Raw genomic sequence first — 26,203 nt, forward strand, 5'->3', positions numbered from 1 at the left:
CAACCTAACGGATATAGGTTGTTATTTTAATAAATATATCGAATTTATTCTTTAAAGTTTTCTAGATTTTTCTTAATCATGATTAATTCATCTGCATGAATTTCCTCTAAAGCTTTACCCACATATTTATGTGAAACATATTTTAACAACTTAGGGTTACCATCCACTTGCATTTTTCTTGCCCGTCTTGAAGCAACTGTAACTAGGGAATATTTAGAGTCAATTTTCGTTAATAAAGAGTCAATCGATGGATAAAGCATAATTATTCAACCTCCAGTAATTTTTTGTAGCGGTGTTCGACTCGCTCACGTCGGCAATGCTCTGCTTTAACAATGGCAATTATTCGTTCACTTGCAAGTTCCACTTGATCATTTTCAACGATATAATCATATAAGTCCATCATTTCTATTTCTTCACGAGCAGAAAGTAATCGATTCGTAATTAAATCATCTGTTTCGGTCCCACGCGTGACAATCCGATTTTTTAATTCATGTAGGCTAGGTGGCATTAGAAAGATAAATAGCCCTTCTGGAAATTTTTCTCTTACTTGACGCGCACCTTTAACCTCTATCTCTAAAAAAACATCCTTACCCGAATCTAATGTTTCTCTCACGTAATCAACTGGAGTCCCGTAATAATTTCCTACAAACTCAGCATATTCAAGTAATCTATCCTGCTCAATTAAGCCCTCAAATTCCTCACGTGATTTAAAAAAATAATCAACACCATTTACTTCCCCTTCGCGAGGTGTGCGTGTTGTCATTGAAATAGAATATTCAAATTCAGTATCTGGTTGTGAGAAAATGGCTTTACGCACAGTTCCCTTTCCAACACCTGAAGGTCCCGACAATACAATTAATAAACCTTTTTCTTGCATGAAAAAACCCTACCCTTCATCGATAATATCATCGCGATCATTGAGTCTTGCTGCAACCGTTTCAGGCTGGACAGCAGATAGGATAACATGGTCACTATCCATAACGATGACAGCACGCGTTCTTCTACCATAAGTGGCATCAATAAGAGATCCACGATCACGGGCATCTTGAATAATCCGTTTTATTGGAGCTGATTCAGGACTTACTATCGCGATAATCCGATTTGCAGAAACTATATTTCCGAAGCCAATATTTATTAATTTAATTGACATGATGCTCCCCCAGTCATCAGTAATATATTTTCACCGCTTTATGTCTATTCTAAACGGTTCTATTCAATATTTTGTACTTGTTCCTTTACCTTTTCAAGCAGACTTTTCATTTCGACCACTTCTTTTGCAATTTTTGAATCGTTTGCTTTAGACCCAATCGTGTTAACTTCCCTGTTCATTTCTTGTAATAAGAAGTCCAATTTTCTACCTATAGGTTCTGATTCAGTTAAAGTTTCTTCAAATTGACGAATATGGCTATGTAATCTCGTTAATTCTTCATTAATATCTGCTTTATCGGCAAAAATGGCCACTTCCGTTATAAATCTTTGTTCATCAAGTGCCCCAGATAGGTAATCGTTTAATCTCTTTGCTAGTCGTTCTTTATATTGTTTCACAACCTGTGGTGCATATTGCTTTACCTCGTTTATCGTACCATCCAAGATTAAAAGTTGTTTTCGAATATCCGTTTCAAGTTCTTTGCCTTCAGCAACTCTCATGGCCATTAATTGATTAGCAGCCTCTTCGACAGTTATGTTTACAAGCTTTTCTAACTCCTCATTGCCCAAATCCACTTCCTCTACTTGCAACCACTCTTCACGTTGTAGTAAATCATGAATTGAAACATGTTCTTGAAGCTTGTATTTTTCTTTTATTTTTAATATGTATTGATAATATTCTTCTAGAAGTAACCAATCAATGTTAACTTTCCGGTGTACAGCACTATTTCCACCTAATGTAACAAAAACTTCAACTCTACCCCTATGAATAGTATTTAATTGTTTTTTAATTTTATCTTCAATTTTTAAGAGTTGTCTTGGCATTCGGATATGGTATTCACAAAATCGGTGGTTTACGGTTTTAATTTCTACCGTAAGCAATAAATCATTAGATTCTCTTTGACTACGTCCGAAGCCTGTCATACTCTTGACCATTGAAACACACATCCAATCTGAAAATAAAGTAAACAAACAAAAGGTAATAGAGTAATACTCTACTACCTTTTGGATTATAACACAATTTAGTTTGATTTTCTTAGCAAAAATGAACCTGCTAATAAAAAAGTTGGTATGGAAGCCAAACCTAATATTAACATCCAATCACGAGGATCTATTGCGACGGTGTGAAAAATCGGTTGAAGCGGTGGATAATAAATCACTATTAACATCAGAATTACTGATGAAATCACTGACCAAACTAAAAATGGATTACCAAATGGATTACGTGATAGAACCGATTTCTCGCTTCGACAGTCAAATACGTGAATCAATTGCGCCATAACTAATGTAGCAAACGCAATAGTTTGAGCATAGATAAGCTCGTCAGGATGTTGGTTATACGTAATCATAAAGGCAATAAGCGTCATACTACCGATTAGAAATCCTCTTGAAACAACCTTCCATCCTAACCCCCTAGCAAATACCCCTTCTTTCGGATGTCTCGGCCCTCGCTTCATTACATTATCTTCAGGTTTGTCTAACCCGAGAGCCATGGCTGGAAGTCCATCTGTTACAAGATTGACCCATAGAATTTGGATTGGAACTAAAGGTAAAGGTAATCCTAGTAGCATGGCAAATAACATAACTAAAATTTCCCCTACATTTGATGCTAAAAGATAACGAATGAATTTTCGAATGTTTTCATAAATGTTTCTGCCTTCTTTGATTGCCGCTTTGATGGTTGCAAAATTATCATCTAGTAATACTAAGGAAGAAGCTTCTTTGGCTACATCAGTTCCGGTAATACCCATTGCTACCCCGATATCTGCTGCTTTAATGGCAGGAGCATCATTTACTCCATCACCTGTCATGGCAACAATATGGCCTCTATTTTGCAAAGCTTTGACGATTTTTAATTTATGTTCAGGTGATACACGTGCAAATACAGATACTTCATCTACAACTTCTTCAAGCTCATTAACACTCATCTCAGATAATGCTTTACCATCTAGCACTTTACTATTAGGTGTCAGAATTCCTAGCTGCTTAGCAATTGCCTTTGCGGTTATGACATGATCACCTGTTATCATAATCGTTTTTATTCCAGCGGCTTTACATTCTTTTACAGCTTCTTTTACTTCAGGACGAGGAGGATCAATCATTCCTTGAAGTCCAATAAATATTAAATCCTTCTCAGCCTCTTTTTCTGTAATGCTTAATGCATTGCTCGTTAATGGCTTATATGAAATTGCCAATGTACGTAAAGCTTGTGAAGCTAATTCATTAATGGCCTTTTGAACATCCGTTCTCTTATCTCCAGACATGATTTGTACTTTATCATTTACGAGAATAGACTCACTGACCGAAACGAGAACATCTGGAGCACCTTTTGTGACAACGAATTCACGACCTTGGGAATCCCTTACAATCACACTCATCATTTTTCTCGTTGAATCAAAAGGAAATTCTTTAATAATATCGTATTGTTTTAATAGACTATTTCTTTCAAAACCAGCTTTCATTGCACTAACCAAAAGCGCTCCTTCAGTTGGGTCACCATCTAGTATATATTCATCTTCTCGAATCACAAGGTTTGCATGGTTACACAGGATTCCAAACATTAAAAGTTGTTGAAGTGTCTTTTCCTTCTTAATATCAATAACATCATTATTTCTCGAAAAATTACCAGTCGGCTCATAACCAACACCACTTACGTTCCATGTTTTTCCACCGCTCCATAAATGAGTAACGGTCATTTTGTTTTGCGTCATTGTTCCCGTTTTATCTGAGCAAATAACAGAAGCACAGCCTAGCGTTTCTACTGCAGGTAATTTGCGAACAATAGCATTCTTTTTGATCATCTTTTGGACTCCAAGTGATAATGCTACCGTTACAATGGCTGGTAACCCTTCTGGAATAGCAGCTACTGCTAAGGATACTCCAGCTAAAAACATCGTATATAAATCATGTCCTTGAAGCACTCCAACGGCTACCACTAAAACAGTTAAAGTTAAAGCAGTAAAAATGAGGATTTTCCCTAACTGTTCGAGTCTGCGCTGTAGTGGAGTTTCCATCGTTTCAGCATTTTGTAGAAGATCAGCAATTTCACCCATTGCCGTTTTCATACCCGTTGCTATAACTACGCCTACTCCGCTTCCTCTTGTTACCATTGTGCCCATAAATGCGATATTCTCCATATCCCCAATACCGAGGTCTTTTGCTCTTAATGGATCCGTATGCTTTTGAACTGGAACTGATTCACCAGTTAATGCTGACTCTTCAATCTCCAAACTTGTAGTTTGGATAAGTCGCACATCTGCACCAATACGGTCTCCACTCGAAAATTTAATCACATCCCCAACAACAAGTTCTTTTGATGGAATTTTACTCCAAATTCCATCTCGAAGAACTTGAACTTGTGGTGCAGATAATTCCTTCAATGCTTGCAGTGATTTCTCAGCCTTTCTTTCCTGAAAAAATCCTAAAATACCATTAATTAAAACAATCGCTATAATGGCAACGGCATCGATATATTCGCCTAATAAACCTGATACGAATGTGGCTGCAAGCAGAACTAAAACCATAAAATCTTTAAATTGGCTAAAAAATAAGAGTAAAGCAGACTGCTTTTCTCCTTCCTGCAACTCATTATAGCCTTGTTGTTTCAACCTTTGTTCGACTTGATTTTCAGATAATCCTCCTGAAAAATCAGTATCTAATGCCTTCTTGATATCTGTCTCAGACATTTCATGGAATTTCATCCTGCTAACTCACTTCCCCCTTCTAAATTTGCACATGTTTGTCCTTACTCTAAAGAAAGCATATTCAGGCCAGTCCTAAAAAATGCTAAAATATCAGTTAAGGATTAAAATAAGGAAGCCATAATAAAAATAAAATATATTGAAGAGGATGTTCAATCATGTCTTTTGATGGTCTTTTTACTAAAATAATGACCAATGAAATTTCTTCTACGCTAATTAGTGGACGAATTAATAAAATTTATCAGCCTTACAAAAACGAAATCATTATGTTAGTAAGAGCAAATGGGAAGAATCATAAACTTCTTCTTTCGGCTCATCCAAGTTATGCAAGAGTTCAAATTACGAATGAATCATATGATAACCCAAATGAACCTCCAATGTTTTGTATGTTACTGCGCAAGCATATTGAAGGTGCCATTATAGAAAACATTTATCAAATTGGTCTTGATCGTATGATTTGTATAGAGGTAAAGGGACGAAATGAGCTTGGTGATATAACCTATAAAAAATTAATGGTCGAGATAATGGGGAGACATAGCAATATCATTTTAATTGATAAAGAGAAAAATACGATTCTTGATAGCATCAAGCATGTCTCCTATGCCGTAAACAGTTATCGTGCCATTTTGCCTGGACAAGCTTATGTCCTTCCACCCCAACAAGAGAAACTTAATCCTTTTCAGATAGAAGATAGTGATATTCTTAAAAAATTGGATTTTAATGCAGGAAAACTTGATAAACAACTCGTGGAGCAATTCGCAGGTCTCTCCCCTTTGTTAGCACGGGAAATCGTTTTTCGTTCTGGGATAGCTAATCGGATAACCCTACCAAAAACGTTTATAGAAATCATGAAACATATAGCTGAAGGAGAGATTCAACCGGCTATCACCACAAATCATTCGAAGGAAGCCTTTTACTATTTGCCTTTAGCTCATATGAAGGGTGAATCGAAAACATTTGATTATTTAAGCAATGTATTAGATCGATTCTACTTTGGAAAAGCAGAACGCGACCGTGTAAAACAGCAAGCAAGTGATTTAGAGCGCTTTATCCAAAATGAAAAGGATAAAAATGAAAAGAAAATTGAGAAGCTATTCCAAACCCTAGAAGATGCTAAGAAAGCTGAAGAATATCAATTGTTTGGAGAGTTATTAACAGCAAATATGTATGCTTTTCAAAAAGGAATGAAAGAAATTGAAGTCATTAACTATTATGAGGAAGATGGGGCATCGGTTGTGATTCCCTTGGACCCATTAAAATCTCCTTCTGATAATGCACAGAGATATTTCTCAAAATATCAAAAGGCAAAAAACTCGATCGACAAGGTGAAAGAACAAATACGTTTAGCTGAAGAAGAATTCTCTTACTTTGATTCACTTCAACAACAGCTTATGGCGGCGTCGATAAGAGATATAGCTGAAATTCGTGAAGAACTAGTAGAAGAAGGATACATTCGTGAGAGACAAAAAAAGAAAAACAAACACTCAAATCTTGGTAAACCACAGTTAGAGTCCTATCAGGCAAGTGATGGAACAGAAATTTTAGTAGGCAAAAACAATAAACAAAATGATTATTTGACGAGTAAACATGCAGGTAGAGATGAAATTTGGCTACACACAAAAGATATTCCTGGTTCACATGTTGTAATTCGCAGTAAAACACCGGACGAACAGACTATCAAAGAAGCAGCCATATTAGCAGCTTACTTTAGTAAAGCAAGGCTATCTGGCTCTGTTCCAGTTGATTATACAAAAGTACGATATGTCAAAAAACCAAACGGTGCCAAACCTGGTTTTGTTATCTACGATAATCAACAAACCATTTATGTAACACCGGATGAAGAAAAAATACTTGCCCTTAAAGCAAAATAACAAAGAACTCCTCTTTTTAAAGGGGAGTTTTTTATACTTAAAGAATTCACTTTCCAAATCTTCAACTATTTATCACAAAATAAAGAATATTGTTGTATATTGTTGAAAATCCTTGTAAAATTTTTCTATCAGCCCTTATTGGACGGTGAGCATATATGGAAATTACGAAGCATTTTCTTTATAATTTTTCCTTATTAATCTTTTTTCTATTTATCTGCTTAATATTATTTGAGAGAAGTAGAAAACCAGTTATCTCTAAATTCACTCTGTCCTTGTTATTTGTTCTATTGCTTTGGACAAGCATTCAATTCTCTTATCACCCAGTAGCTGATGCAAGGTTTGATTTAAGGCTGATTCCTTACGTCATTGGGAGTCTGTATCTTGGAATTGGCCCATTCCTTTCTGGATTTATCATCATTCTTCGGGGTTTTTATGGTATTGATTATGGTCTATTATTAACTACTTTACTTTATGCCCCACTAGCGTTTTTACTTTGGCGTATTAATCCTTGGATTAGTAAGCAAAAACCGAAGCGCCGTATTATTTTTGCTGTATCCATGGGAGTCATTCTGGGACTGCTAAGCGCTGGTGGTATGGAATTTATCAATTCTCCAAGCTTTTGGTTTGATGCTTTTTTCGCTTATGTAATTATTCCTCCGCTCGGTATTGGGATTATTTCTTATTCCATTGAGTTTATACGTAAGAATTTCGAAATGAAGCATCAATTAATTAAAGCCGAAAAGTTACATGCAGTTGAGCAAATGGGTGCAGCTATTTCCCATGAAATTCGAAATCCACTAACTGCCGCAATGGGATTTGTTCAATTACTTCAGAGTGGTCATCATACAAGAAAACAACAAAATGATTATCTTTCAATTATTAAAGAGGAATTAAAAGCTGCGGAAAGAGTTATTCAAGACTATTTAACCTTTGCAAAGCCTTCGTTAGTAAGCATTGAAGAGCTAAATGTGAAAAAAGAACTTCAGCATGTCATTAATATCCTTCATCCAATTGCTAACCAAAATTCGGTTGAGATTTCAACAGATTTTTCAGTTGTTGGAAGTATACAAGGTGACAGACAGAAGTTTCGCCAAGCCTTTATAAATGTGCTCAAAAATGCAGTGGAATCGATGCCAAATGGCGGGTATTTAAAGGTTGGAACTGATTTCAGTCAGAATCATATTTCAATCCAAGTAAAAGATACAGGTGTTGGCATGACAAAAGAGGTACTAGAACGTTTAGGTGAGCCGTATTACTCTACAAAAGGCTCACAAGGTACCGGACTTGGAATGATGGTTGTCTATAGTATCGTACGTGCTATGAATGGAACAATTAAAGTCCAAAGTGAAGTGGGGAACGGTACCACCTTCCAATTCAGTTTTCCTTCTTTTAAAGCTGCTTTAAAAAATGAATCTTTGAAGAAAGTAGACAGCATTTGAATTTTGCTGTCTATTTTTTAAGTAGTAATATACCAATCTTGAAAATATACTATAAAAAATGAAAAATATCGGAAAGGTTGTTTCTAAATGATTAATACTAGCGTAAAAAAAAGTAATCGACTGCATTACGGTTGGGTTGTATTAGGAATAACCTTTATTGCGATCCTCGTTGCAGCTGGAATGCGATCTGTAACAGGCGTAATTATGATTCCTCTAGAGAATGAATACGGATGGAGCCGAGCTGATATTTCCTTAGCATTCGCAATCAATTTAACAATCTATGGATTTTCAGGTCCATTTATTGCAGCATGGATGGAGAAGCTTGGAGTTCGTAAAATAATGGCTTATGCGATGCTCGTTTTAGTTTTAGGCATTGTTTTAAGTTTAACTATGACAAGTGTTTGGCATTTACATATTATTTGGGGTGTAGTAATTGGACTAGGTTCTGGAGTATTTCTCACGGTTCTTTCAGCAACTGTTGCAAATCGCTGGTTTGAAAAAAGACGTGGCATGGTAGTCGGTTTATTAATGTCAAGTACGGCTGCAGGGCAGATGATATTTCTTCCACTCCTCTCTTCAATCATTGAAGATTCATCTTGGCGGATGGCGTTATTGGTGTTTATTATTCTAGGTATCTTAATGATTCCGATAATTTCATTATGGATGCGAGATGAACCAGCTGAAAAAGGACTTCTCCCTTTTGGAGCAACTGAAAAAGTGGAAAAATCACCTTCTGCAAACAATAAAAACCCCATTTCTACTGCGTTTGAGGGGTTAGCAGTTGGAATCCGATCTTGGCCTTTTTGGCTTTTATGTTTAAGCTTTTTTATCTGTGGACTATCTACCTCTGGGTTAATGGGTACTCACTTCATTCCTGCCTCTGTTCATCATGGTATTCCAGAAGTTCGGGCTGCAAGCCTTTTTGCTTTTATGGGAATCTTTAATATTATTGGTACTCTTTTTTCTGGCTGGTTATCTGACCGGTTTGATAACGGTTGGCTTTTGTTTTGGTATTATGGCCTTCGTGGCTTATCCTTGCTAGTACTACCCTATGCCTTTGAATCTCAATCTTATCTTCTTTTAGTCATGTTTGCCGTATTTTATGGACTTGATTGGATTGCAACCGTTCCTCCTACCGTGAATTTAGCCGTCAAGCATTTTGGCAAAGAACGAGGGGCAGTCATTTACGGTTGGGTTTTTGCAGCTCATCAAGTTGGCTCTGGGGTTGCTGCTTATGCTGCAGGCTATTTATATGAGGTACAGCATAGTTATACAACCACGTTTATCTCAGCAGGTGTCCTCTGCTTTGTGGCTACATTATTTGTACTAAGCGCAAGAAAGAAAAAACAGATAAGTATACAAGTAGAAGGCAAAGCTATATAAAAAAACGAGGGATTTCACCTCGTTTTTTTATTTTACAAAATTTAAACCCCATTCTTGCGGGTTGCACTTCCAAGCTATTAAGCTTTCTAGTTCCTCTTTTTTGATATACCCTTTATCTTTAGCCACTTCTACTAGAGTAGTAAAATCAGTCAATGAAAAGGATGAAATTCCTTCAATTTTTAGATCTTGTTTAGCTATTTCTAGCTCATATGTAAAAATCGAAACAACCCCTAATACCTCACAGCCTGACCCTCTTAAAGCTTGAACGGTTGTAATTGCACTACCTCCAGTGGATATCAAATCTTCGACTACTACTACCTTTTGTCCTTTTAATGCTTGCCCTTCGATTTGTTTGCCTACTCCATGTGCCTTTGCCTTTGCACGAACATAGTTCATTGGTAGATTAAGAATATCACTAACCCAAGCAGCATGAGGAATTCCTGCCGTTGCAGTGCCTGCAATACATTCGACTTGAGGAAATTTCTCCATAATTAAAGCTGATAGCCCATTAGCAATTTTCCTACGAACCTCTGGATACCCAATCGTTGAACGATTATCACAATAAATAGGAGACTTAAGTCCAGAGGACCAAGTAAAAGGATCGTTTGGTTTTAAAGTAACGGCTTCAATGCCCAATAATCTTTCTGCTATTTCCTTTTTCATGCCTTTACACCTCTCCAATCATTTAATAAAAGCTGGTAACTTTCAAATGGGTTTGTTGCTTGAGTAATTGGTCTACCTATTACAATTGCGGATACCCCGATACTTCCTGCAAAAGTTGGTGTCGCCACCCGCTTTTGATCTTGAATATCCGAATTTGCTGGCCTTACACCTGGACATATGGTGAGAAATTCTGACCCTAATTTTTTGTGGATGTAAACTGATTCATGCACCGAGCATACCACTCCATCCAAACCTGCTTCCTTTGAAAGAGTTGCGTAGTGTAGTACTGAATCCTCCAAAGAAGTGTTAATCAATTGTTCTTTTATCATTTGTTCTTCTGTCGTACTTGTTAGCTGAGTTACAGCAACACAATAAGGTCTATTGCCTCCAACATTCGTACCTGCTTCAAGTCCCTCGCGAGCTGCTTGCATCATTTCTTGTCCACCTGCTGCATGAACATTGACTAAATCAACTCCTATGGAGGCAATTCCCTTCATCGCCCGATAAACAGTATTCGGAATATCATGAAGCTTTAAATCTAGAAAAACCTGATGCCCTTGTTCCTTTAAGAAGGTCACAATCCTCGGGCCTTCCTGATAAAATAGCTCCATACCTACTTTTAAGAATAGTTTTTCTCCCTTAAAGTGTTGCAGGAAGCTTTCCACTTCCTTTTTGGTTGAAAAATCAACCGCGATGATAAGTGAGTCTTTCATGCTTTCTCCAGCTCCTTCCCTCACACTCAGATATATGATCAAAACCTAATTTTTCTATTAACGAAGGTAATTCATCTATAATTTTCGGACAAATAAATGGATCAACGAAATTGGCAGTCCCAACTGCGACCGCACTTGCACCAGCATAAAAATACTCGATCACATCCTCAGCATTTTGAATTCCCCCCATTCCAATAATGGGTATGTTAACATGCTGACTAACTTCATATATCATCCTTATAGCAACAGGTTTAATGGCTGGTCCTGACAGTCCCCCTGAACGATTAGCCAAAATAGGCTGACCTGTTTTCAAATCTAGTCTCATTCCAATTAATGTATTAATCATTGTAAGTCCATCTGCTCCACCATCCTCGACAGCTAATGCCATGTCCACAATGTTAGTTACATTTGGTGAGAGCTTAACATATACCGGAACACTTGAAACTTCTTTCACTTTTTTCGTCAATTGTTTAGCTACTTCAGGTATTGTTCCAAAAGCAATACCACCTGTTTTGACGTTTGGACAGGAGATATTTAATTCTAGTGCGTGAACGTTAGAAGCCTTGGAAATTTGTGAGGCTACTTCTATATAATCTTCCTCTGATGACCCCGCAACGTTTGCAATAATCGGAACATCAAATTGATTCAACCAAGGAAGTTCTTCTGTTAATACTTTTTCAAGACCAGGATTTTGCAATCCGATGGCATTCAACATTCCAGCTGATGTTTCTGCCACACGGGGCGTTGGATTTCCGAATCGCGGAAGGGGAGTTGTTGCTTTAATCATGATTGCCCCTAGAGAACTTAAATCATAAAACTGGCTAAACTCTCTGCCAAATCCGAAGCAACCAGAAGCTGGCATGATTGGATTTTTCAAATCTAAACCAGGTAATTTAACATTTAATAAACTCATAGCACAACCTCCCCGATCCTAAATACTGGTCCATCGGTACATACTTTCTTATATGAATAGCCGGTTTCGTCCTCAGGTGTATGACAAACACATGCAAAACAAGCACCAATCCCACAGCCCATTCGTTCTTCCAATGATAGAAAAACCTTTTTATTTGAAAATCTAGTTTCTAATGCCTTTAACATAGGGGTAGGACCACATGCATAAAGAGAATCGAAATCAATTTGATATTGATTAATGACATCTGTTACATATCCCTTATAGCCGAATGTTCCATCTACCGTTACAACATAGGTTTCACCATTCTTGGAAAACTCTTCTTCACCAAATACAACATTGCCAGATTGAAACCCTAAAACATGGATGACTTTAACTCCATTTGCTGTTAATTGTTTGGAAAGTTCTAGTAAGGGTGGAACACCAATTCCACCGCCTACTAGCAATGCAGTACCTCCTGATTCTGTTTCGTTCACAGGAAAACCGTTCCCTAATGGTCCAAGTACGTCAACTGACATTCCAGGTACTTTATCTTTTAATTTTGATGTTCCAATACCTTCTTTTCGAAAAACAAGCGTAAATTGTTTTTTAGAACGATCAATACTTGAAATACTAATGGGTCTTCTTAGCAAAGGACCAGATTCATCCCCAACCCGTATATGGACAAATTGTCCTGGATTATTCATTTCAGTAACAAGCTCACCTTGTAAGGTGAGCTTATAAATAGAATCGGCAATTTCTAACTGATCTACAACAAGGCAGTTTTCCTGTTTAATCATACGTAATGAACCTCCTTGGTAGTGGTTGTTCCTTCCATCGCTATTGTAGAAAAAGTCATCGATTCAATCACTTTTAAGATAGCATCAGCAGTGTCTAAGGATGTTAAGCAAGGTATTCCATTTTCCACAGATTCTCTGCGAATTTTAAAGCCATCTCGTTCAGGCTGTTTTCCTCTCGTCAAGGTATTGATGACTAATTGGACCTTCCCTTTTCGAATGAAATCGAGCAATGTTATCCCTTCAGACCCAATTTTTCCAACTATATCAACATGGACACCTGCAGTTTTCAGATAATTAGCCGTCCCGCTTGTTGCTACTAGTTGGTATCCAATTTCTGCAAACCGTTTTGCTAGATTTAAAGCCTCTTCTTTATCCTTATCTGCTACTGTTAACAAAACCGTACCATACTTCTTAATTTTCATTTTTGAAGCGATTAAGCCTTTATACAATGCCTTCTCTAAGGTAGAATCCTTCCCCATAACCTCTCCTGTCGATTTCATTTCCGGTCCAAGGGTAATGTCCACTCGACGTAATTTTTCAAATGAGAAGACAGGAACCTTTACATAAACTCCCGCTTTTTCAGGTACTAATCCAGGAATATATCCTTGTTCAATTAACGATTGTCCTAAAATAATCTTCGTTGCAATTTTTGCCATTGGTACATTTGTTATCTTACTTAAGAATGGTACTGTCCGACTAGAACGTGGGTTAACTTCGATTACATACACTTCGTCATGAGAAACAACATATTGGATATTTAGTAAACCAATAATATTTAACCCTTTTGCTAATCGTTCCGTATAATCAACCAACTTCTGCTTGATAGCTGGTGACAAAGTTTGAGGTGGATAAACAGCAATGGAATCACCAGAGTGAACACCAGCTCGTTCAATATGTTCCATGATCCCTGGGATTAACACGTTTACCCCATCAGAAATGGCATCTACCTCAATTTCTTTACCTGTCAAGTAGCGATCAACTAATACTGGATGTTCTGGATTAATCTTTACAGCATTTCTCATATAATGTAATAGTTCTTCTTCTTGATAGACAATTTCCATCGCTCTACCACCAAGTACATAGGATGGTCGGACTAAAACGGGATATCCAATTTCTGTAGCAATTGCGACTGCTTCCTCCACAGATAAGGCTGTTTTTCCTAATGGCTGTGGAATATCCAAACGAACAAGTGACTGTTCAAATTTGTCACGGTTTTCAGCTCTGTCTAAATCTTCTAAGCTTGTTCCTAGAATTTTCACTCCATTTTCTACGAGTGCTGCTGCTAGATTAATAGCGGTTTGCCCTCCGAATTGCACGACAACTCCTTCTGGTTGTTCCAAATCGATGATGTGCATGACATCTTCAATGGTCAATGGTTCAAAATATAGTTTATCTGAGATACTAAAATCGGTCGAAACGGTTTCAGGATTACTATTAATAATAATCGCCTCGTAGCCTGCTTCTTTAATGGCCCAAACAGAGTGTACCGTGGCATAATCAAATTCGATTCCTTGCCCAATCCTGATAGGACCAGACCCTAATACTAATACACTTTTTCGATTTGATACGATGGATTCATTTTCATCCTCATATGTTCCATAAAAATAAGCTGTTTCCGACTCAAACTCAGCTGCACATGTATCAACCATTTTATAGACTGGGATAATATTATTTTCTTTTCTCCATTGATAAATCTGTGTTGCCTTTGCGCTCCATAATTTAGCAATGGTAACATCTGAAAAGCCCTTCTCTTTTGCCATTTTCCCTATTTCAAAATCAAAGGGATAGGATTCAATCGTTTTTTCAAATTGGATAATACCTTCGATTTTTTTAAGGAAAAAGAGGTCAATTTGACTCCAATCGTGAATTGTTTCAATTGAAATTCCTCTTTTAATTGCTTCTGCAATATAGAAAAGTCTTTCGTCCCCTGCTTTACGTATCCTCTTTTCTACAGTTAGATGATCAATATGATTAGCGTTTGCTAATTCTAAATGGAATGTATTGGATTCTAGAGAGCGTACAGCCTTTAATAATGATTCTTCAAATGTTCTTCCAATGGCCATTACTTCACCCGTTGCTTTCATTTGTGTACCGAGTGAGCGATTAGCTGATTCAAATTTATCAAATGGCCATCTAGGAATTTTAGTTACAATATAATCTAAAGCTGGTTCAAAGCTTGCATATGTTTTTCCCGTAACAGGGTTCATCATTTCATCAAGTGTTAGCCCAACTGCAATTTTTGCTGCAAGTTTAGCAATCGGATAACCTGTTGCCTTTGATGCTAAGGCAGATGAACGACTGACACGTGGGTTAACTTCAATAATATAGTAGTTAAAGCTATAAGGATCCAATGCTAGCTGGACATTACAGCCTCCTTCAATTTTAAGGGCACGGATAATTTTTAAGGACACGTTACGTAACAGCTGGTATTCACGGTCACTTAACGTTTGACTTGGAGCCACTACAATCGAATCACCTGTATGTACACCAACAGGGTCAATATTCTCCATATTACAAACGACAATTGCGTTATCATTTGAATCTCTCATTACTTCATACTCAATTTCTTTAAAACCAGCAATACTGCGTTCTAATAAACACTGACCTACTGGACTATTTTTTAAGCCGCTTAAAATAATTTCATTAAGATCTTCCTCATCGTGACAAATCCCTCCACCCGTTCCACCTAGTGTAAAGGCTGGACGGACGATAACTGGATATCCTACTTGTTTAATAAACTCATAGGCTTCATCAATACTATGTACAATTGCACTTTCTGGAACTGGTTCACCAAGTTCATTCATTAAATCCTTAAATAGCTCTCGATCCTCTGCCTGCTGAATAGCTGAAAGCTTCGTTCCAAGAATTTCAACCCCACATTCCTTTAGAATCCCAGACTCAGCTAACTCTACAGCTAGATTAAGTCCCGTTTGCCCACCTAATGTGGCAAGAATGGCATCTGGACGTTCTTTTCGAATGATTCGGTTAACAAAATCAAGCGTCAAAGGCTCTATGTAAACAACATCGGCCATTTCTGTATCGGTCATAATTGTCGCAGGATTGGAGTTCACTAAAATGACTTTATAGCCTTCTTCTTTTAATGCGATACAAGCTTGTGTTCCAGCATAATCAAATTCCGCTGCTTGCCCGATGATAATAGGACCAGATCCGATGACTAAAATAGAGTTTATATCTGTACGTTTTGCCATGCCGAAACCCCTTCCTCTTTTTCATGTTTCACCAATTGTAAAAATTGATCGAATAAGCCGTTTGCATCTTCTGGTCCAGGTGAAGCCTCTGGATGATATTGAACTGTAAAGGCAGGAAACTCCCTATGTTTTAAGCCTTCAATAGTTCCATCATTTAATGCAATATGTGTGACAAGTAATGGTGTATTTTCGATGGAGGATTCCTCTACAGTAAAGCCGTGATTTTGAGAAGTGATAGCAATTTTTCCTGTGGATAAATCTTTAACAGGATGGTTTGACCCTCGGTGACCGAATTTCATTTTGTCTGTATCCGCTCCACATGCTAATGCAAACAGCTGATGCCCTAAACAGATTCCAAACAATGGCACTTTTCCTAATACACCGTTTATCATTTCAATTGCCTCCGGGACATCCTTTGGATCTCCAGGGCCATTAGATAACATGATTCCATCCGGTCTAAGCTGAAGAATTTCTGTTGCAGTTGTATGATATGGTACGACAATGACATCGCAATCTCTTTTATTTAATTCTCTTAATATCCCATGCTTCATACCGAAGTCAACTAGAACAATTCTGTATCCACGTCCAGGACTTGGATACGCTGTTTTCGTGGAGACCTGTTTTACTTGATTTGTTACTAATCTATTCTGTTGAAGAGTTTGAATCACTTCTTGGGCATCTGATTCAATTCCACATAATGCCCCTTTAAGCGTGCCATATTGACGGATGATTCTAGTTAATTTTCTAGTATCAATTCCAGAAATTGCTGGGATATTTTTCATTTTAAAATATTCATCTAAACTCCAATCACTTCTCCAGTTTGAAGGATAATCAGCCACTTCCTTAACAATAAATGCACTAATTGCTGGCTGAATCGATTCAAAATCATCCCGATTGATGCCGTAGTTTCCAACTAAAGGATAGGTTAAAGTAACGATTTGTCCGCAATAAGAGGGGTCTGATAAGATTTCTTGGTATCCGGTCATCCCTGTATTAAAGACAACCTCGCCCACTGTATTGATTTCACTGCCAAAACCATTCCCAATGAAAACTGTACCATCCTCTAAGATTAATTGTCGTTTCATATTTCCACTCCTTCACGTTTCCAAACGATATTTCCTTCCACCATCGTCAGGACCGGCCAACCTTGACAATCCCAGCCAGTAAATGGTGTGTTTTTTCCTTTGGATAAAAACTCATTTGGATTAATGGATTTAGTTTTTTCTAAATCTACTAATACAAGGTCTGCTACAGATCCAACCTCGAGTTTTCCAAATGGAAGCTTAAAGGCTTCAGCTGGCTTTATCGTTAGTAAGTCAATTAATTGCCTTAACGTGATAATTTCTTTTTTTACTAGATTTGTATAAAGCAACGGAAAGGCAGTCTCTAATCCAACAATTCCAAATGGTGCAAGCTCCATTCCTTCCGCCTTTTCTTCTAAAGTATGTGGAGCATGGTCTGTAGCAATAAAATCAATTGTTCCATCCAGGAGACCTTCTATTAGTGCTTTACGATCATCTTCGCCTCGTAAAGGTGGATTCATCTTGAAATTGGCATCTAGTGAAGGGATATCGTCCTCGCTTAATAATAAATGATGAGGGGTCACTTCAGCTGTCACCTTAATACCCGCTCGTTTCGCATCCCGAACCACTCGAACAGATTCCTTTGTACTGATGTGGCAAACATGGTAATGACAACCAGTGGCTTCAGCTAACAAGACATCCCTTGCTATATGAACGGATTCACAAACAGAAGGTATTCCTCTTAAACTATTTGTCTTTGAAAAACTGCCTTCATGAACACAGCCTTTGTTAATTAATGAATTTTCTTCACAATGAGCCACAATTGTCATATTAAGTTCAGCCGCATTTATCATTGCTTCAAGCATCATACTTGCAGTCTGAACACCCACTCCATCATCTGTAAACGCAAATGCCCCAGCTTGTTTTAACTCTTTGAAGTTTGTTAATTCTTGACCTAATTCCCTCTTTGTAATCGAAGCATAAGGTAACACACGGACACTTGCTGTTTCCTCTATTCTTTTTCGCAACCAATCAAGCATTTCTGGATTGTCTGGTACTGGTCTTGTATTTGGCATTGCAGCAATTGTTGTAAAACCGCCTTTTGCTGCTGCCTTTGTTCCCGTTTCTATCGTTTCTTTTTTTTCTCCACCAGGTTCTCTTAAGTGAACATGTAAATCTATGAATCCGGGCGTTAATAAAAGGCCAGTTGCATCTATTATTTCTTCATTTACAGCTACTATTTCTTTTTCGATGGAAGCAATTTTTCCGTCTCTGATTAATATATCGAATGATTCGATTCCGTTATATGTATATAGGTTTCCTTTTTTGATGATCATTTTGCAGCCATCCTCCTTTAATTTCAAGCGCTCTTTTTAGTACAGCCATACGGATATAGACACCGTTTTCCATCTGTTTAAAAATTCTTGATTTTTCACATTCAACAAGTTCATCTGCAATTTCTACATTTCGATTGACAGGTGCAGGATGCATAATTATGCTAGTTGGTTTCATATTTTTTTCTCTCTCAACAGTTAACCCATATTTATGATGATAATTTTCAACTGTGAATGTACCATCATCACCATGGCGCTCATGTTGGATTCGCAAAAGCATCACTACATCTGAAGTTGCCACTGCGTGATCAATGGGTTCATATGAACAATCCTTTACAACTTCTTTATCAAACCAATTTTCTGGACCGGAGAATACGACTTCAGCACCTAGTCTAATAAGTGTATCTGCATTAGATCGAGCAACACGACTGTGTTTGATATCTCCAATAATAGCCACCTTCAAGCCCTTAAAAGTACCAAATTGCTGTTGTATCGTGAATAAATCAAGTAAGGATTGAGTAGGATGATGCCCGCAGCCATCACCACCATTTATGATGGGGATATTAATTTTTCCTACCAATTCATCATAATAGCTTTCTTTTTCATGTCGAATGACTATAGCATTTACACCAATTGATTCCAAGGTTTTGACTGTATCATAAAGAGTTTCTCCTTTTACTACACTTGAAGTATTTGTTTCAAATGGTATGATTGATAATCCAAGTTTTCTTTCAGCTACTTCAAAGCTACATTTTGTTCTTGTACTTGGTTCAAAAAAAAGGTTAGCAACAAACATTTGACGATCAGGTTTCCATTCTTTTCTGTCTTGAAAATCTTTTGCATCCTCTAAAATAGTAAGGATTTCATTACAAGATAAATCAGAGCTAGTTAACAAGTGATTCATTAAGCCTCTCCCCTTTATTTTGTCTATTGCCTACAATAAATAAAACACCCTGAACCATTTCGGTCAGGGTGTTTAGACAGTTAGAGAAAAAGGCAGACATACTTTTACCCTTTTCAATACCGACATGTAATCCAAACACCCTTTTAAGTCTCTCGGACTTGATTAAAAGGTACTATTTTCTACGCCACTCGGTTTGCTTGATTTGAATGTTCTTCGAATACGTCTTCTTTTACAGGCTCTCTACCAGGTAGGATCAGGTTCAAAATAATCCCAATAATCGCTGCAAGGGCCATACCTTGGATTTCAAAACCAGATACTTTAATGAATGCTCCACCAATTCCGATAACTAAGATTACTGATGAAATGACTAAGTTGCGTTTGTCACCAAAATCTATTTTACTATCCACTAACATACGTAATCCCGAAGATGCAATAATTCCGAAAAGGAGAATCGAGACACCACCCATTACAGGTGTTGGTATTGTTCCAATTAATGCAGTTATTTTACCAATAAATCCAAAAACAGTTGCTAGTACAGCCGCTCCAAAAATCACATAAACGCTGTATACCCTTGTAATGGCTAGAACACCGATATTTTCACCGTAAGTTGTCTTTGGTGGGCCACCTATCAATCCTGAAATCATTGTCGCTATCCCGTCACCCAAAATCGAACGGTGCAAGCCTGGCTTAATGATATAATTACGGCCAACTACTTTATTTAGGACTAGCTGATGTCCAATATGTTCGGATAAGGTAACGATGGCTACTGGCACCATTAACCAGATAATATCCGATGTTATTTTCACTGAATAATCTACACCAGGTATTAGGAAATCAGGCATTTCGAACCATTTTGCTTCTTGAACCGGTGTAAAATCAACAACACCTACGAAAAGTGCGTATATGTAACCGACGATGATACCGAACAGAATTGGGATAAGGCTCATTATTCCTTTAAAGTAGATAGAGCAAATTATAGTTGCTGCAAGCGTAACTAATGCGATGGAAAAAAGCTTTAAGTCGTATTCTTTTGTAACTTTATCGATCATCGCCATATTAACGGCTGTCCCTGATAATGCTAAACCGATAACAATGATGACAGGGCCCACTACAATCGGGGGTAGAAGATTCATAATCCAGCGGTAACCTGCTTTATAGATGACAAGTGCTACGATTCCATAAACAAGCCCAGCTATAAAAGTACCAATCATCGCTCCACCTGGGCCACCTGCTGCTTTAGCAGCAATGACGGGTGATATGAAAGCGAAGGAAGAACCAAGGTATGCTGGTACTTGCCATTTCGTTACAATTAAAAAGGCGATTGTACCAAGTCCACTTGATATTAGGGCGATTGCTGGACTTAAATCAACAAGAAACGGAACTAAGATAGTTGCACCAAACATGGCAAATAAGTGCTGTAAACTTAAAGATAACCATTGAAATGTACTAGGTACGTCATGAACATCTAAAATTGGCTTATTCATTTTTATTTCTCCCTCATTTCACCCTATAAAAAAAACCTCTTGCAGCAAAAGTGTGCAAAGAGGGTAGGAAGGCAGAAAAAGGATATATTCCTTTTATCTCTATCCCCTTTGACAGCCTCACAGGACCGCAATTAAAGGGTGTTTTATTTATTTTTCAAAAATACTTACTTGTTCTATTTTGTCTACTTCCATTAATGCTACAACTATTTTTTCATCACTTGATGTCGGGATGTTTTTCCCAACATAATCAGCACGTATTGGTAACTCGCGATGTCCACGGTCAACTAAAACAGCTAATTGAATTGCGGATGGCCGTCCAATATCCATTAGAGCATCCATTGCTGCTCTTACAGTTCTACCTGTATATAATACATCATCTACTAGTATTACTTTTTGATTCGATATATCGTAAGGAATATCTGAGCCTTTAACTAGAGGTTCTTCATTACTTGTTTTTTTTGTCAGATCGTCTCTATATAAAGTTATATCTAATTCACCTACAGGCATATCCTTTTCTTCAATTTCTGAAATTCTTTGAGCAAGCCTTTTAGCAATATATATGCCTCTTGTCTTAATGCCAACTAAAACGCAATTTTCAATTCCTTTATTTTTTTCAATTATTTCATGTGCTACTCTTGTTAGTGCACGTCTGATTGCTTGTTCGTCTAATACCACTGCTTTTTGAGTCATCTTAATTTCACCTTCTTCCATCTAAATTGGAAACGGATATAAAAAACCCTCTCACCATTGATGAGAGGGTAAACGAGTAATTTTAATAGAAGATATAAGTATCCAATCTTCCAAACCGTTTCCTTCTCAGCCTCACGGGACTGTCTTAAAGGACTTATTTAACTAAACTTATATTAAAATAAGATTTCCTCTATGTCAATGATTATTTCTAAGGTTCAGAAGGAGCTCTTCAAATTCCGCTGGTAGTGGAGCCTCAAACTCTAGATATTCATTTGTTCGTGGATGATTAAATCCAAGTAAGCCTGCATGTAAAGCTTGACCGTTAATATCCAGGGTTTTTCTAGGTCCATATTTTGGATCACCCACTAAAGGAAATCCAATATATTTCATGTGAACACGAATTTGATGTGTTCTACCTGTTTCTAACTGGCACTCTACATAAGTAAAGTCTTTAAAACGTTCTATAACATGAAAATGCGTCACAGCATGTTTTCCATTATCGACGACCGTCATACTTTGACGATCCCTAGTATCTCGCCCAAGTGGAGCATCGATTGTCCCATAATCATGAGGAATATGACCATGAACAATAGCCTTATACTTACGAGTTACTGTTTTTGCTACTAATTGATTGACTAAGCTTTCATGGGCTAAATCACTTTTTGCAACCATTAATAGTCCTGAAGTATCTTTATCAATCCGGTGGACTATTCCAGGTCTTAATACTCCATTTATTCCAGATAAATCTGTACAATGAGCCATTAACCCATTTACTAATGTACCTGAAGAATGACCAGGTGCTGGATGAACAACCATCCCCTTCGGTTTATTCACTACAAGAACATCAGAATCTTCAAAATAAATATCAAGATTCATCTCTTCAGCTACTACATCAAGCTCCTCAGGTTCAGGGATAATGATCTCAACTTGATCATTGACACTACATTTATAGTTCGTTTTTACCTTTAAACCATTAACTAATACGTGCCCTTCCTTTATCCACTGTTGTACTTGTGATCTTGACCATTCTTCGTTTATACTACTAATTGCTTTATCTATTCGATCATTCTTCTGATCTTCATGAATGATGTGTTCCATCTTCTCCATACGTTTTCTCCTTTGCTTCTCTCTCTTCTCGCAGCATTTGTAGCATTAAAAGCCCAACACCCACGACAAGTGCGGAGTCAGCAATATTAAATACCGGAAAATCATAGCTAAAAATAAATGTGTTTACGAAATCAACTACCTCTTTACGGATTACTCGGTCAATAAAATTACCTATTGCCCCGCCAAGCATCAATCCTAATGACAAACCAAGTAGCATTTTTCCTCTTGCATGCTTTTGTATATAATAAATAATACCAATAATCACAATTACTGTTATGACATAAAAAAACCACATTTGACCCTGTAATATCCCCCAAGCGGCTCCACGATTCCGATGGGAAGTAATATACAGAAAATCCTCAATAACGGTAATGCTCTCACCAAGACGCATATTCTTTACAACTAGCCATTTTGTTACTTGGTCTAATAAAATGACTAAAAAGGCAATTATGTAGTAAAACACAAAGAAACCTCCAAACTAATATCTATTGTTCCTTTGCATTTTAGCACACAATCCATAATAACCACAATCATCCCACCTTAATTATAGTGATATGTATGTGCCTTTTTTAAGTAGCTTTTCATATCATTAAAATCTTTCAGGCTTTTTGCAGTCGGTACTTCATAAAGTAAATCATAAGGGATTAGTTCCCCAGACATTTCACATTTTCCGAATTCCCCACATTCTAATTTGTGTAAGGTGGATTGAACATCTTTTAATTCTGCTTCAACATATTTTTTAATCTTTTGATGAACTAAATCATTTTTTAGTTTACCATCCAGTTCTCGTTCAAAATCACGGAGTTCCTCATAAAGCTTCTTTTCAAAAACTTTCAATCCTAACACCTCCGTAATAAGATTAAAATTAGTATTCGCCACCAAACTTAAATCAAACGCAACAACATTTGGCAGTTATTTTTTATACAAATAAAATAGAGGCTAAAACCAATGGTTTCAGCCTCCCTTTGTTAAGATTGTGTAGCATAGTTTCCTTTAATTACATCTGCACAACGTGGGCAAAGTGTTGGATATTCCGAAACATTTCCAACTTCTGGGGTAACAACCCAACAACGCTCACATATTTCTCCTTCTGCTTTAGAAATAACGATTGCTGAAGTTTCAAACTTCAGAGCATTTTCTGGAGCTTGATCAAAAGATCCAGCTACTTCAAAACCAGAAACAATAAAGAGTTGATTTAAATTTTCACTAATGCTATCTAACAATGCTTTAGATTTATCAGTTGCATATAATGTAACTTTTGCTGCTAGTGATTTACCGATAACTTTTTCATTTCTTGCCGCTTCTAATGCTTTCAATACATCATCACGAAGCTTCAAAAAGGCACTCCACTTTTCTTCTAATGCTTTTGCGTTTTCTAGCTCTTTAAATTCGGGCATATCTGTTAACTGAACGCTTTCCTCAGTTACAGATGGAATGTACTCCCAAACTTCGTCAGCCGTATGCGCAAGAATTGGAGATACTAGCTTTGTTAAAGCCAGTAAGCTTTCATGAAGAACGGTTTGAATAGCCCGACGCTCAGGATGATTTTTTGCTTCTATATATAAAACATCCTTAGCAAAATCTAAGTAGAATGCACTTAAGTCTAGCGTACAGAAATTATTAATTGCATGGTAAATGCCCGCAAATTCATAGTTTTCATATGCTTCACGTACATTTTTAATTAATTTATTTAGTTTCACAAGCATGTATTGGTCCACTTCACGTAGATTTTCGTAGGAAACTGAATCTGTTGCTGGATTAAAATCTGCAAGGTTCCCTAATAGGAAGCGGAAGGTATTACGAATTTTACGATATACCTCGGCAACTTGCTTAAGAATCGCATCTGAAACGCGAACATCCGATTGATAATCAACTGAAGCTACCCATAAACGTAATATATCAGCACCCAACTGATCCATTACTTTAGCAGGAACGACAACATTCCCAAGTGACTTACTCATTTTACGGCCTTCACCATCAAGTGCAAAACCATGGCTTAAAACACCTTTGTATGGGGCTTTTCCTGTAACTGCAACACTTGTTGATAAAGAAGAGTTAAACCAACCACGATATTGGTCTGAGCCTTCTAAATACAGGTCAGCAGGACGTTGTAGGTCCTCTCTTTCTTCTAGTACGGACTGATGTGAGGAACCAGAATCAAACCAAACATCCATAATATCCGTTTCTTTTGTAAACTGGCCATTAGGGCTTCCTGGATGTGTAAAGCCTTCCGGTAATAAATCCTTTGCTTCACTTTCAAACCAAATATTTGAACCGTGCTTACGGAATAAATTTGATACATGATTAATTGTTTCATCAGTGATAATCGATTCTCCATTTTCGGCAAAGAATACTGGTATTGGAACCCCCCAAGCACGTTGACGGGAAATACACCAATCCCCACGATCACGAACCATGTTAAATAATCTTGTTTCACCCCAAGCAGGTACCCATTTCGTTTCCTCTACTGCTTTTAAAAGTTCAGAACGGAAATCCTTAATAGAGGCAAACCACTGTGCAGTAGCACGGAAGATAACAGGCTTTTTCGTTCTCCAATCATGTGGATAGGAGTGAGTAAAGAAGTTTAGCTTTAATAACGCTCCAACACTCTCTAATTTTTCAGTTATTGGTTTATTAGCTTGATCATAAAATAAGCCTTCAAACCCTGGTGCTTCACTTGTCATAACACCTTTGTCATCTACTGGACAAAGTACGTCTAAACCATATTTTTGACCTACTTGGAAGTCATCTTCCCCATGACCAGGAGCCGTATGAACACAGCCAGTTCCTGCATCAGTAGTAACATGCTCGCCAAGGACAACTATTGAATCACGGTCATATAATGGATGCTGACAAACTACGAACTCTAGCTCTGAACCTTTAACTTTAGATACTACATTTGTCTGTTCCCAACCAATTTCTTTTGCTGCATTTTCAAGTAATTCTTCAGCAACTAAAAACTTCTCTCCATTTACCTCAGCAACCACATAGATTAATTCAGGGTGTAAGGAAATGGCCAAGTTAGCAGGAATCGTCCACGGAGTTGTAGTCCAAATCACTACATTCGTCCCTACTTCTAATACACCCTTTCCATCTTTCACTTTAAATGAAACATATATAGAAGCTGATCGTTTATCTTGATATTCAATTTCTGCTTCAGCTAAAGCGGATTCACTAGAAGGTGACCAATAGACAGGCTTTTTCCCTTTATAAATATATCCTTTTTTAGCCATTTCACCAAAAACCTTAATTTGCTGTGCTTCATATTCAGGCTTCAAAGTGATATAAGGATTTTCCCAATCTCCTCTTACTCCCAAGCGCTTAAATTGGGAACGTTGGTTATCGATTTGCTCATAAGCATATGCTTCACAAAGCTTTCTGAATTCAGCAACAGTCATTTCCTTGCGTTTGACACCTTTATTAGTTAATGCTTGTTCAATTGGTAGACCGTGAGTATCCCATCCAGGAACATACGGGGCATTAAACCCACTCATAGATTTATATCGAACGATTACGTCTTTAAGAATTTTATTTAACGCATGACCGATATGAATGTCTCCATTCGCATATGGTGGACCATCGTGTAGCACAAACATTGGACGTCCTGCAGTCCGAGCTTGAACCTTTTCATAAATATTCATAACACGCCATTTTTCTTGAACGTCTGGCTCTCGTTTTGGTAAATTCCCCCGCATTGGGAACTCTGTTTGTGGCATCAATAACGTATCCTTGTAATCCATTTCCAATTCCTCCAAACCAATCTTACTTTAACAGTGCTTTTGACAATATAACCGCAATCAACATGAATCATACTAGCTCTTAAGTTTTTGAAAACAAAAAAAGCCCTC

The 26,203-nt window shown here is 37.4% G+C and carries 22 protein-coding genes; 3 read left to right on the forward strand and 19 right to left on the reverse strand.

Annotated elements, in window-relative coordinates; all coding sequences use genetic code 11:
• Positions 1 to 44: 44 nt before the first annotated feature.
• The 5 genes from rpoZ to LRP83_RS05790 form a co-directional block, all read right to left on the reverse strand.
• Positions 45 to 260 (reverse strand): DNA-directed RNA polymerase subunit omega, encoded by a 216-nt coding sequence (rpoZ, locus tag LRP83_RS05770; protein WP_230495726.1) that lies wholly within the window; start codon positions 258 to 260, stop codon positions 45 to 47.
• Between the two features lie 2 nt (positions 261 to 262).
• Positions 263 to 877: a guanylate kinase gene (gmk, locus tag LRP83_RS05775; RefSeq protein ID WP_230495727.1), complete on the reverse strand. Its 615-nt coding sequence runs from the start codon at positions 875 to 877 to the stop codon at positions 263 to 265.
• A gap of 9 nt (positions 878 to 886) precedes the next feature.
• Complete coding sequence (remA, locus tag LRP83_RS05780) at positions 887 to 1,150, reverse strand: extracellular matrix/biofilm regulator RemA (protein WP_230495728.1); 264 nt, start codon at positions 1,148 to 1,150, stop codon at positions 887 to 889.
• Between the two features lie 59 nt (positions 1,151 to 1,209).
• Complete coding sequence (locus tag LRP83_RS05785; protein WP_230495729.1) at positions 1,210 to 2,082, reverse strand: YicC/YloC family endoribonuclease; 873 nt, start codon at positions 2,080 to 2,082, stop codon at positions 1,210 to 1,212.
• Positions 2,083 to 2,168: 86 nt separating this feature from the next.
• Positions 2,169 to 4,847, reverse strand: a complete 2,679-nt coding sequence (locus LRP83_RS05790) for a calcium-translocating P-type ATPase, SERCA-type (RefSeq protein ID WP_230495730.1) — start codon at positions 4,845 to 4,847, stop codon at positions 2,169 to 2,171.
• A 158-nt stretch (positions 4,848 to 5,005) separates the two neighbouring features.
• Between LRP83_RS05790 and LRP83_RS05795 the strand changes: the two genes are divergently transcribed.
• The 3 genes from LRP83_RS05795 (at position 5,006) to LRP83_RS05805 (ending at position 9,540) form a co-directional block, all read left to right on the forward strand.
• Positions 5,006 to 6,718, forward strand: a complete 1,713-nt coding sequence (locus tag LRP83_RS05795) for an Rqc2 family fibronectin-binding protein (protein WP_230495731.1) — start codon at positions 5,006 to 5,008, stop codon at positions 6,716 to 6,718.
• Between the two features lie 287 nt (positions 6,719 to 7,005).
• The gene (locus LRP83_RS05800) at positions 7,006 to 8,157 is read left to right on the forward strand and encodes an ATP-binding protein (RefSeq protein ID WP_354002326.1); all 1,152 of its coding nucleotides are present in this window, start codon (positions 7,006 to 7,008) and stop codon (positions 8,155 to 8,157) included.
• An 87-nt stretch (positions 8,158 to 8,244) separates the two neighbouring features.
• Positions 8,245 to 9,540, forward strand: a complete 1,296-nt coding sequence (locus tag LRP83_RS05805; RefSeq protein ID WP_230495733.1) for an MFS transporter — start codon at positions 8,245 to 8,247, stop codon at positions 9,538 to 9,540.
• A 27-nt stretch (positions 9,541 to 9,567) separates the two neighbouring features.
• Here the strand turns inward: LRP83_RS05805 and pyrE are convergent, their stop codons facing one another.
• The 14 genes from pyrE to ileS all read right to left on the reverse strand — a co-directional run bounded on the left by pyrE (position 9,568) and on the right by ileS (position 26,095).
• Positions 9,568 to 10,203, reverse strand: coding sequence for an orotate phosphoribosyltransferase (pyrE, locus tag LRP83_RS05810; protein ID WP_230495734.1), 636 nt, complete (start codon positions 10,201 to 10,203; stop codon positions 9,568 to 9,570).
• Complete coding sequence (pyrF, locus tag LRP83_RS05815; protein ID WP_230495735.1) at positions 10,200 to 10,916, reverse strand: orotidine-5'-phosphate decarboxylase; 717 nt, start codon at positions 10,914 to 10,916, stop codon at positions 10,200 to 10,202. The genes pyrE and pyrF overlap by 4 nt, the downstream gene beginning before the upstream one ends.
• On the reverse strand, positions 10,888 to 11,829 hold the full coding sequence (locus LRP83_RS05820; RefSeq protein WP_230495736.1) for a dihydroorotate dehydrogenase: 942 nt from the start codon (positions 11,827 to 11,829) through the stop codon (positions 10,888 to 10,890). Before LRP83_RS05820 ends, pyrF begins: the two co-directional genes overlap by 29 nt.
• A complete protein-coding gene (locus LRP83_RS05825; protein WP_230495737.1) occupies positions 11,826 to 12,605 on the reverse strand; it encodes a dihydroorotate dehydrogenase electron transfer subunit in 780 nt (259 codons plus the stop codon). The genes LRP83_RS05820 and LRP83_RS05825 overlap by 4 nt, the downstream gene beginning before the upstream one ends.
• Positions 12,602 to 15,814 (reverse strand): carbamoyl-phosphate synthase large subunit, encoded by a 3,213-nt coding sequence (carB, locus tag LRP83_RS05830; RefSeq protein ID WP_230495738.1) that lies wholly within the window; start codon positions 15,812 to 15,814, stop codon positions 12,602 to 12,604. Before carB ends, LRP83_RS05825 begins: the two co-directional genes overlap by 4 nt.
• Positions 15,793 to 16,899, reverse strand: a complete 1,107-nt coding sequence (locus LRP83_RS05835) for a carbamoyl phosphate synthase small subunit (protein ID WP_230495739.1) — start codon at positions 16,897 to 16,899, stop codon at positions 15,793 to 15,795. Before LRP83_RS05835 ends, carB begins: the two co-directional genes overlap by 22 nt.
• Positions 16,896 to 18,173, reverse strand: a complete 1,278-nt coding sequence (pyrC, locus tag LRP83_RS05840) for a dihydroorotase (protein WP_230495740.1) — start codon at positions 18,171 to 18,173, stop codon at positions 16,896 to 16,898. The genes LRP83_RS05835 and pyrC overlap by 4 nt, the downstream gene beginning before the upstream one ends.
• Positions 18,139 to 19,074, reverse strand: a complete 936-nt coding sequence (locus LRP83_RS05845; protein WP_230495741.1) for an aspartate carbamoyltransferase catalytic subunit — start codon at positions 19,072 to 19,074, stop codon at positions 18,139 to 18,141. Before LRP83_RS05845 ends, pyrC begins: the two co-directional genes overlap by 35 nt.
• 179 nt (positions 19,075 to 19,253) lie before the next feature.
• Positions 19,254 to 20,558 carry a solute carrier family 23 protein gene (locus LRP83_RS05850; protein ID WP_230495742.1) on the reverse strand — a complete coding sequence of 435 codons (1,305 nt, stop codon included), beginning with the start codon at positions 20,556 to 20,558 and terminating at the stop codon, positions 19,254 to 19,256.
• 147 nt (positions 20,559 to 20,705) lie between these two features.
• A complete protein-coding gene (pyrR, locus tag LRP83_RS05855; RefSeq protein WP_230495798.1) occupies positions 20,706 to 21,248 on the reverse strand; it encodes a bifunctional pyr operon transcriptional regulator/uracil phosphoribosyltransferase PyrR in 543 nt (180 codons plus the stop codon).
• 195 nt (positions 21,249 to 21,443) lie between these two features.
• Positions 21,444 to 22,355, reverse strand: a complete 912-nt coding sequence (locus LRP83_RS05860; protein WP_230495743.1) for an RluA family pseudouridine synthase — start codon at positions 22,353 to 22,355, stop codon at positions 21,444 to 21,446.
• Positions 22,327 to 22,818, reverse strand: coding sequence for a signal peptidase II (lspA, locus tag LRP83_RS05865; RefSeq protein WP_230495744.1), 492 nt, complete (start codon positions 22,816 to 22,818; stop codon positions 22,327 to 22,329). The genes LRP83_RS05860 and lspA overlap by 29 nt, the downstream gene beginning before the upstream one ends.
• A gap of 77 nt (positions 22,819 to 22,895) precedes the next feature.
• Positions 22,896 to 23,192 (reverse strand): TraR/DksA C4-type zinc finger protein, encoded by a 297-nt coding sequence (locus LRP83_RS05870; protein ID WP_230495745.1) that lies wholly within the window; start codon positions 23,190 to 23,192, stop codon positions 22,896 to 22,898.
• Between the two features lie 131 nt (positions 23,193 to 23,323).
• Positions 23,324 to 26,095, reverse strand: coding sequence for an isoleucine--tRNA ligase (gene ileS, locus LRP83_RS05875; protein ID WP_230495746.1), 2,772 nt, complete (start codon positions 26,093 to 26,095; stop codon positions 23,324 to 23,326).
• Positions 26,096 to 26,203 lie beyond the last annotated feature (108 nt).

Source organism: Pseudoneobacillus rhizosphaerae (assembly GCF_917563885.1).
Classification (GTDB): Bacteria; Bacillota; Bacilli; order Bacillales; family Cytobacillaceae; genus Pseudoneobacillus; species Pseudoneobacillus rhizosphaerae.

What these genes read in the sequence shown, in the direction of transcription:
- rpoZ (WP_230495726.1), bottom strand. Translation starts at nt 260, where the DNA reads ATGCTTTATCCATCGATTGACTCTTTATTAACGAAAATTGACTCTAAA.
- gmk (WP_230495727.1), bottom strand. Translation starts at nt 877, where the DNA reads ATGCAAGAAAAAGGTTTATTAATTGTATTGTCGGGACCTTCAGGTGTT.
- remA (WP_230495728.1), bottom strand. Translation starts at nt 1,150, where the DNA reads ATGTCAATTAAATTAATAAATATTGGCTTCGGAAATATAGTTTCTGCA.
- LRP83_RS05785 (WP_230495729.1), bottom strand. Translation starts at nt 2,082, where the DNA reads ATGGTCAAGAGTATGACAGGCTTCGGACGTAGTCAAAGAGAATCTAAT.
- LRP83_RS05790 (WP_230495730.1), bottom strand. Translation starts at nt 4,847, where the DNA reads ATGAAATTCCATGAAATGTCTGAGACAGATATCAAGAAGGCATTAGAT.
- LRP83_RS05795 (WP_230495731.1), top strand. Translation starts at nt 5,006, where the DNA reads ATGTCTTTTGATGGTCTTTTTACTAAAATAATGACCAATGAAATTTCT.
- LRP83_RS05805 (WP_230495733.1), top strand. Translation starts at nt 8,245, where the DNA reads ATGATTAATACTAGCGTAAAAAAAAGTAATCGACTGCATTACGGTTGG.
- pyrE (WP_230495734.1), bottom strand. Translation starts at nt 10,203, where the DNA reads ATGAAAAAGGAAATAGCAGAAAGATTATTGGGCATTGAAGCCGTTACT.
- pyrF (WP_230495735.1), bottom strand. Translation starts at nt 10,916, where the DNA reads ATGAAAGACTCACTTATCATCGCGGTTGATTTTTCAACCAAAAAGGAA.
- LRP83_RS05820 (WP_230495736.1), bottom strand. Translation starts at nt 11,829, where the DNA reads ATGAGTTTATTAAATGTTAAATTACCTGGTTTAGATTTGAAAAATCCA.
- LRP83_RS05825 (WP_230495737.1), bottom strand. Translation starts at nt 12,605, where the DNA reads ATGATTAAACAGGAAAACTGCCTTGTTGTAGATCAGTTAGAAATTGCC.
- carB (WP_230495738.1), bottom strand. Translation starts at nt 15,814, where the DNA reads ATGGCAAAACGTACAGATATAAACTCTATTTTAGTCATCGGATCTGGT.
- LRP83_RS05835 (WP_230495739.1), bottom strand. Translation starts at nt 16,899, where the DNA reads ATGAAACGACAATTAATCTTAGAGGATGGTACAGTTTTCATTGGGAAT.
- pyrC (WP_230495740.1), bottom strand. Translation starts at nt 18,173, where the DNA reads ATGATCATCAAAAAAGGAAACCTATATACATATAACGGAATCGAATCA.
- LRP83_RS05845 (WP_230495741.1), bottom strand. Translation starts at nt 19,074, where the DNA reads ATGAATCACTTGTTAACTAGCTCTGATTTATCTTGTAATGAAATCCTT.
- LRP83_RS05850 (WP_230495742.1), bottom strand. Translation starts at nt 20,558, where the DNA reads ATGAATAAGCCAATTTTAGATGTTCATGACGTACCTAGTACATTTCAA.
- pyrR (WP_230495798.1), bottom strand. Translation starts at nt 21,248, where the DNA reads ATGACTCAAAAAGCAGTGGTATTAGACGAACAAGCAATCAGACGTGCA.
- LRP83_RS05860 (WP_230495743.1), bottom strand. Translation starts at nt 22,355, where the DNA reads ATGGAGAAGATGGAACACATCATTCATGAAGATCAGAAGAATGATCGA.
- ileS (WP_230495746.1), bottom strand. Translation starts at nt 26,095, where the DNA reads ATGGATTACAAGGATACGTTATTGATGCCACAAACAGAGTTCCCAATG.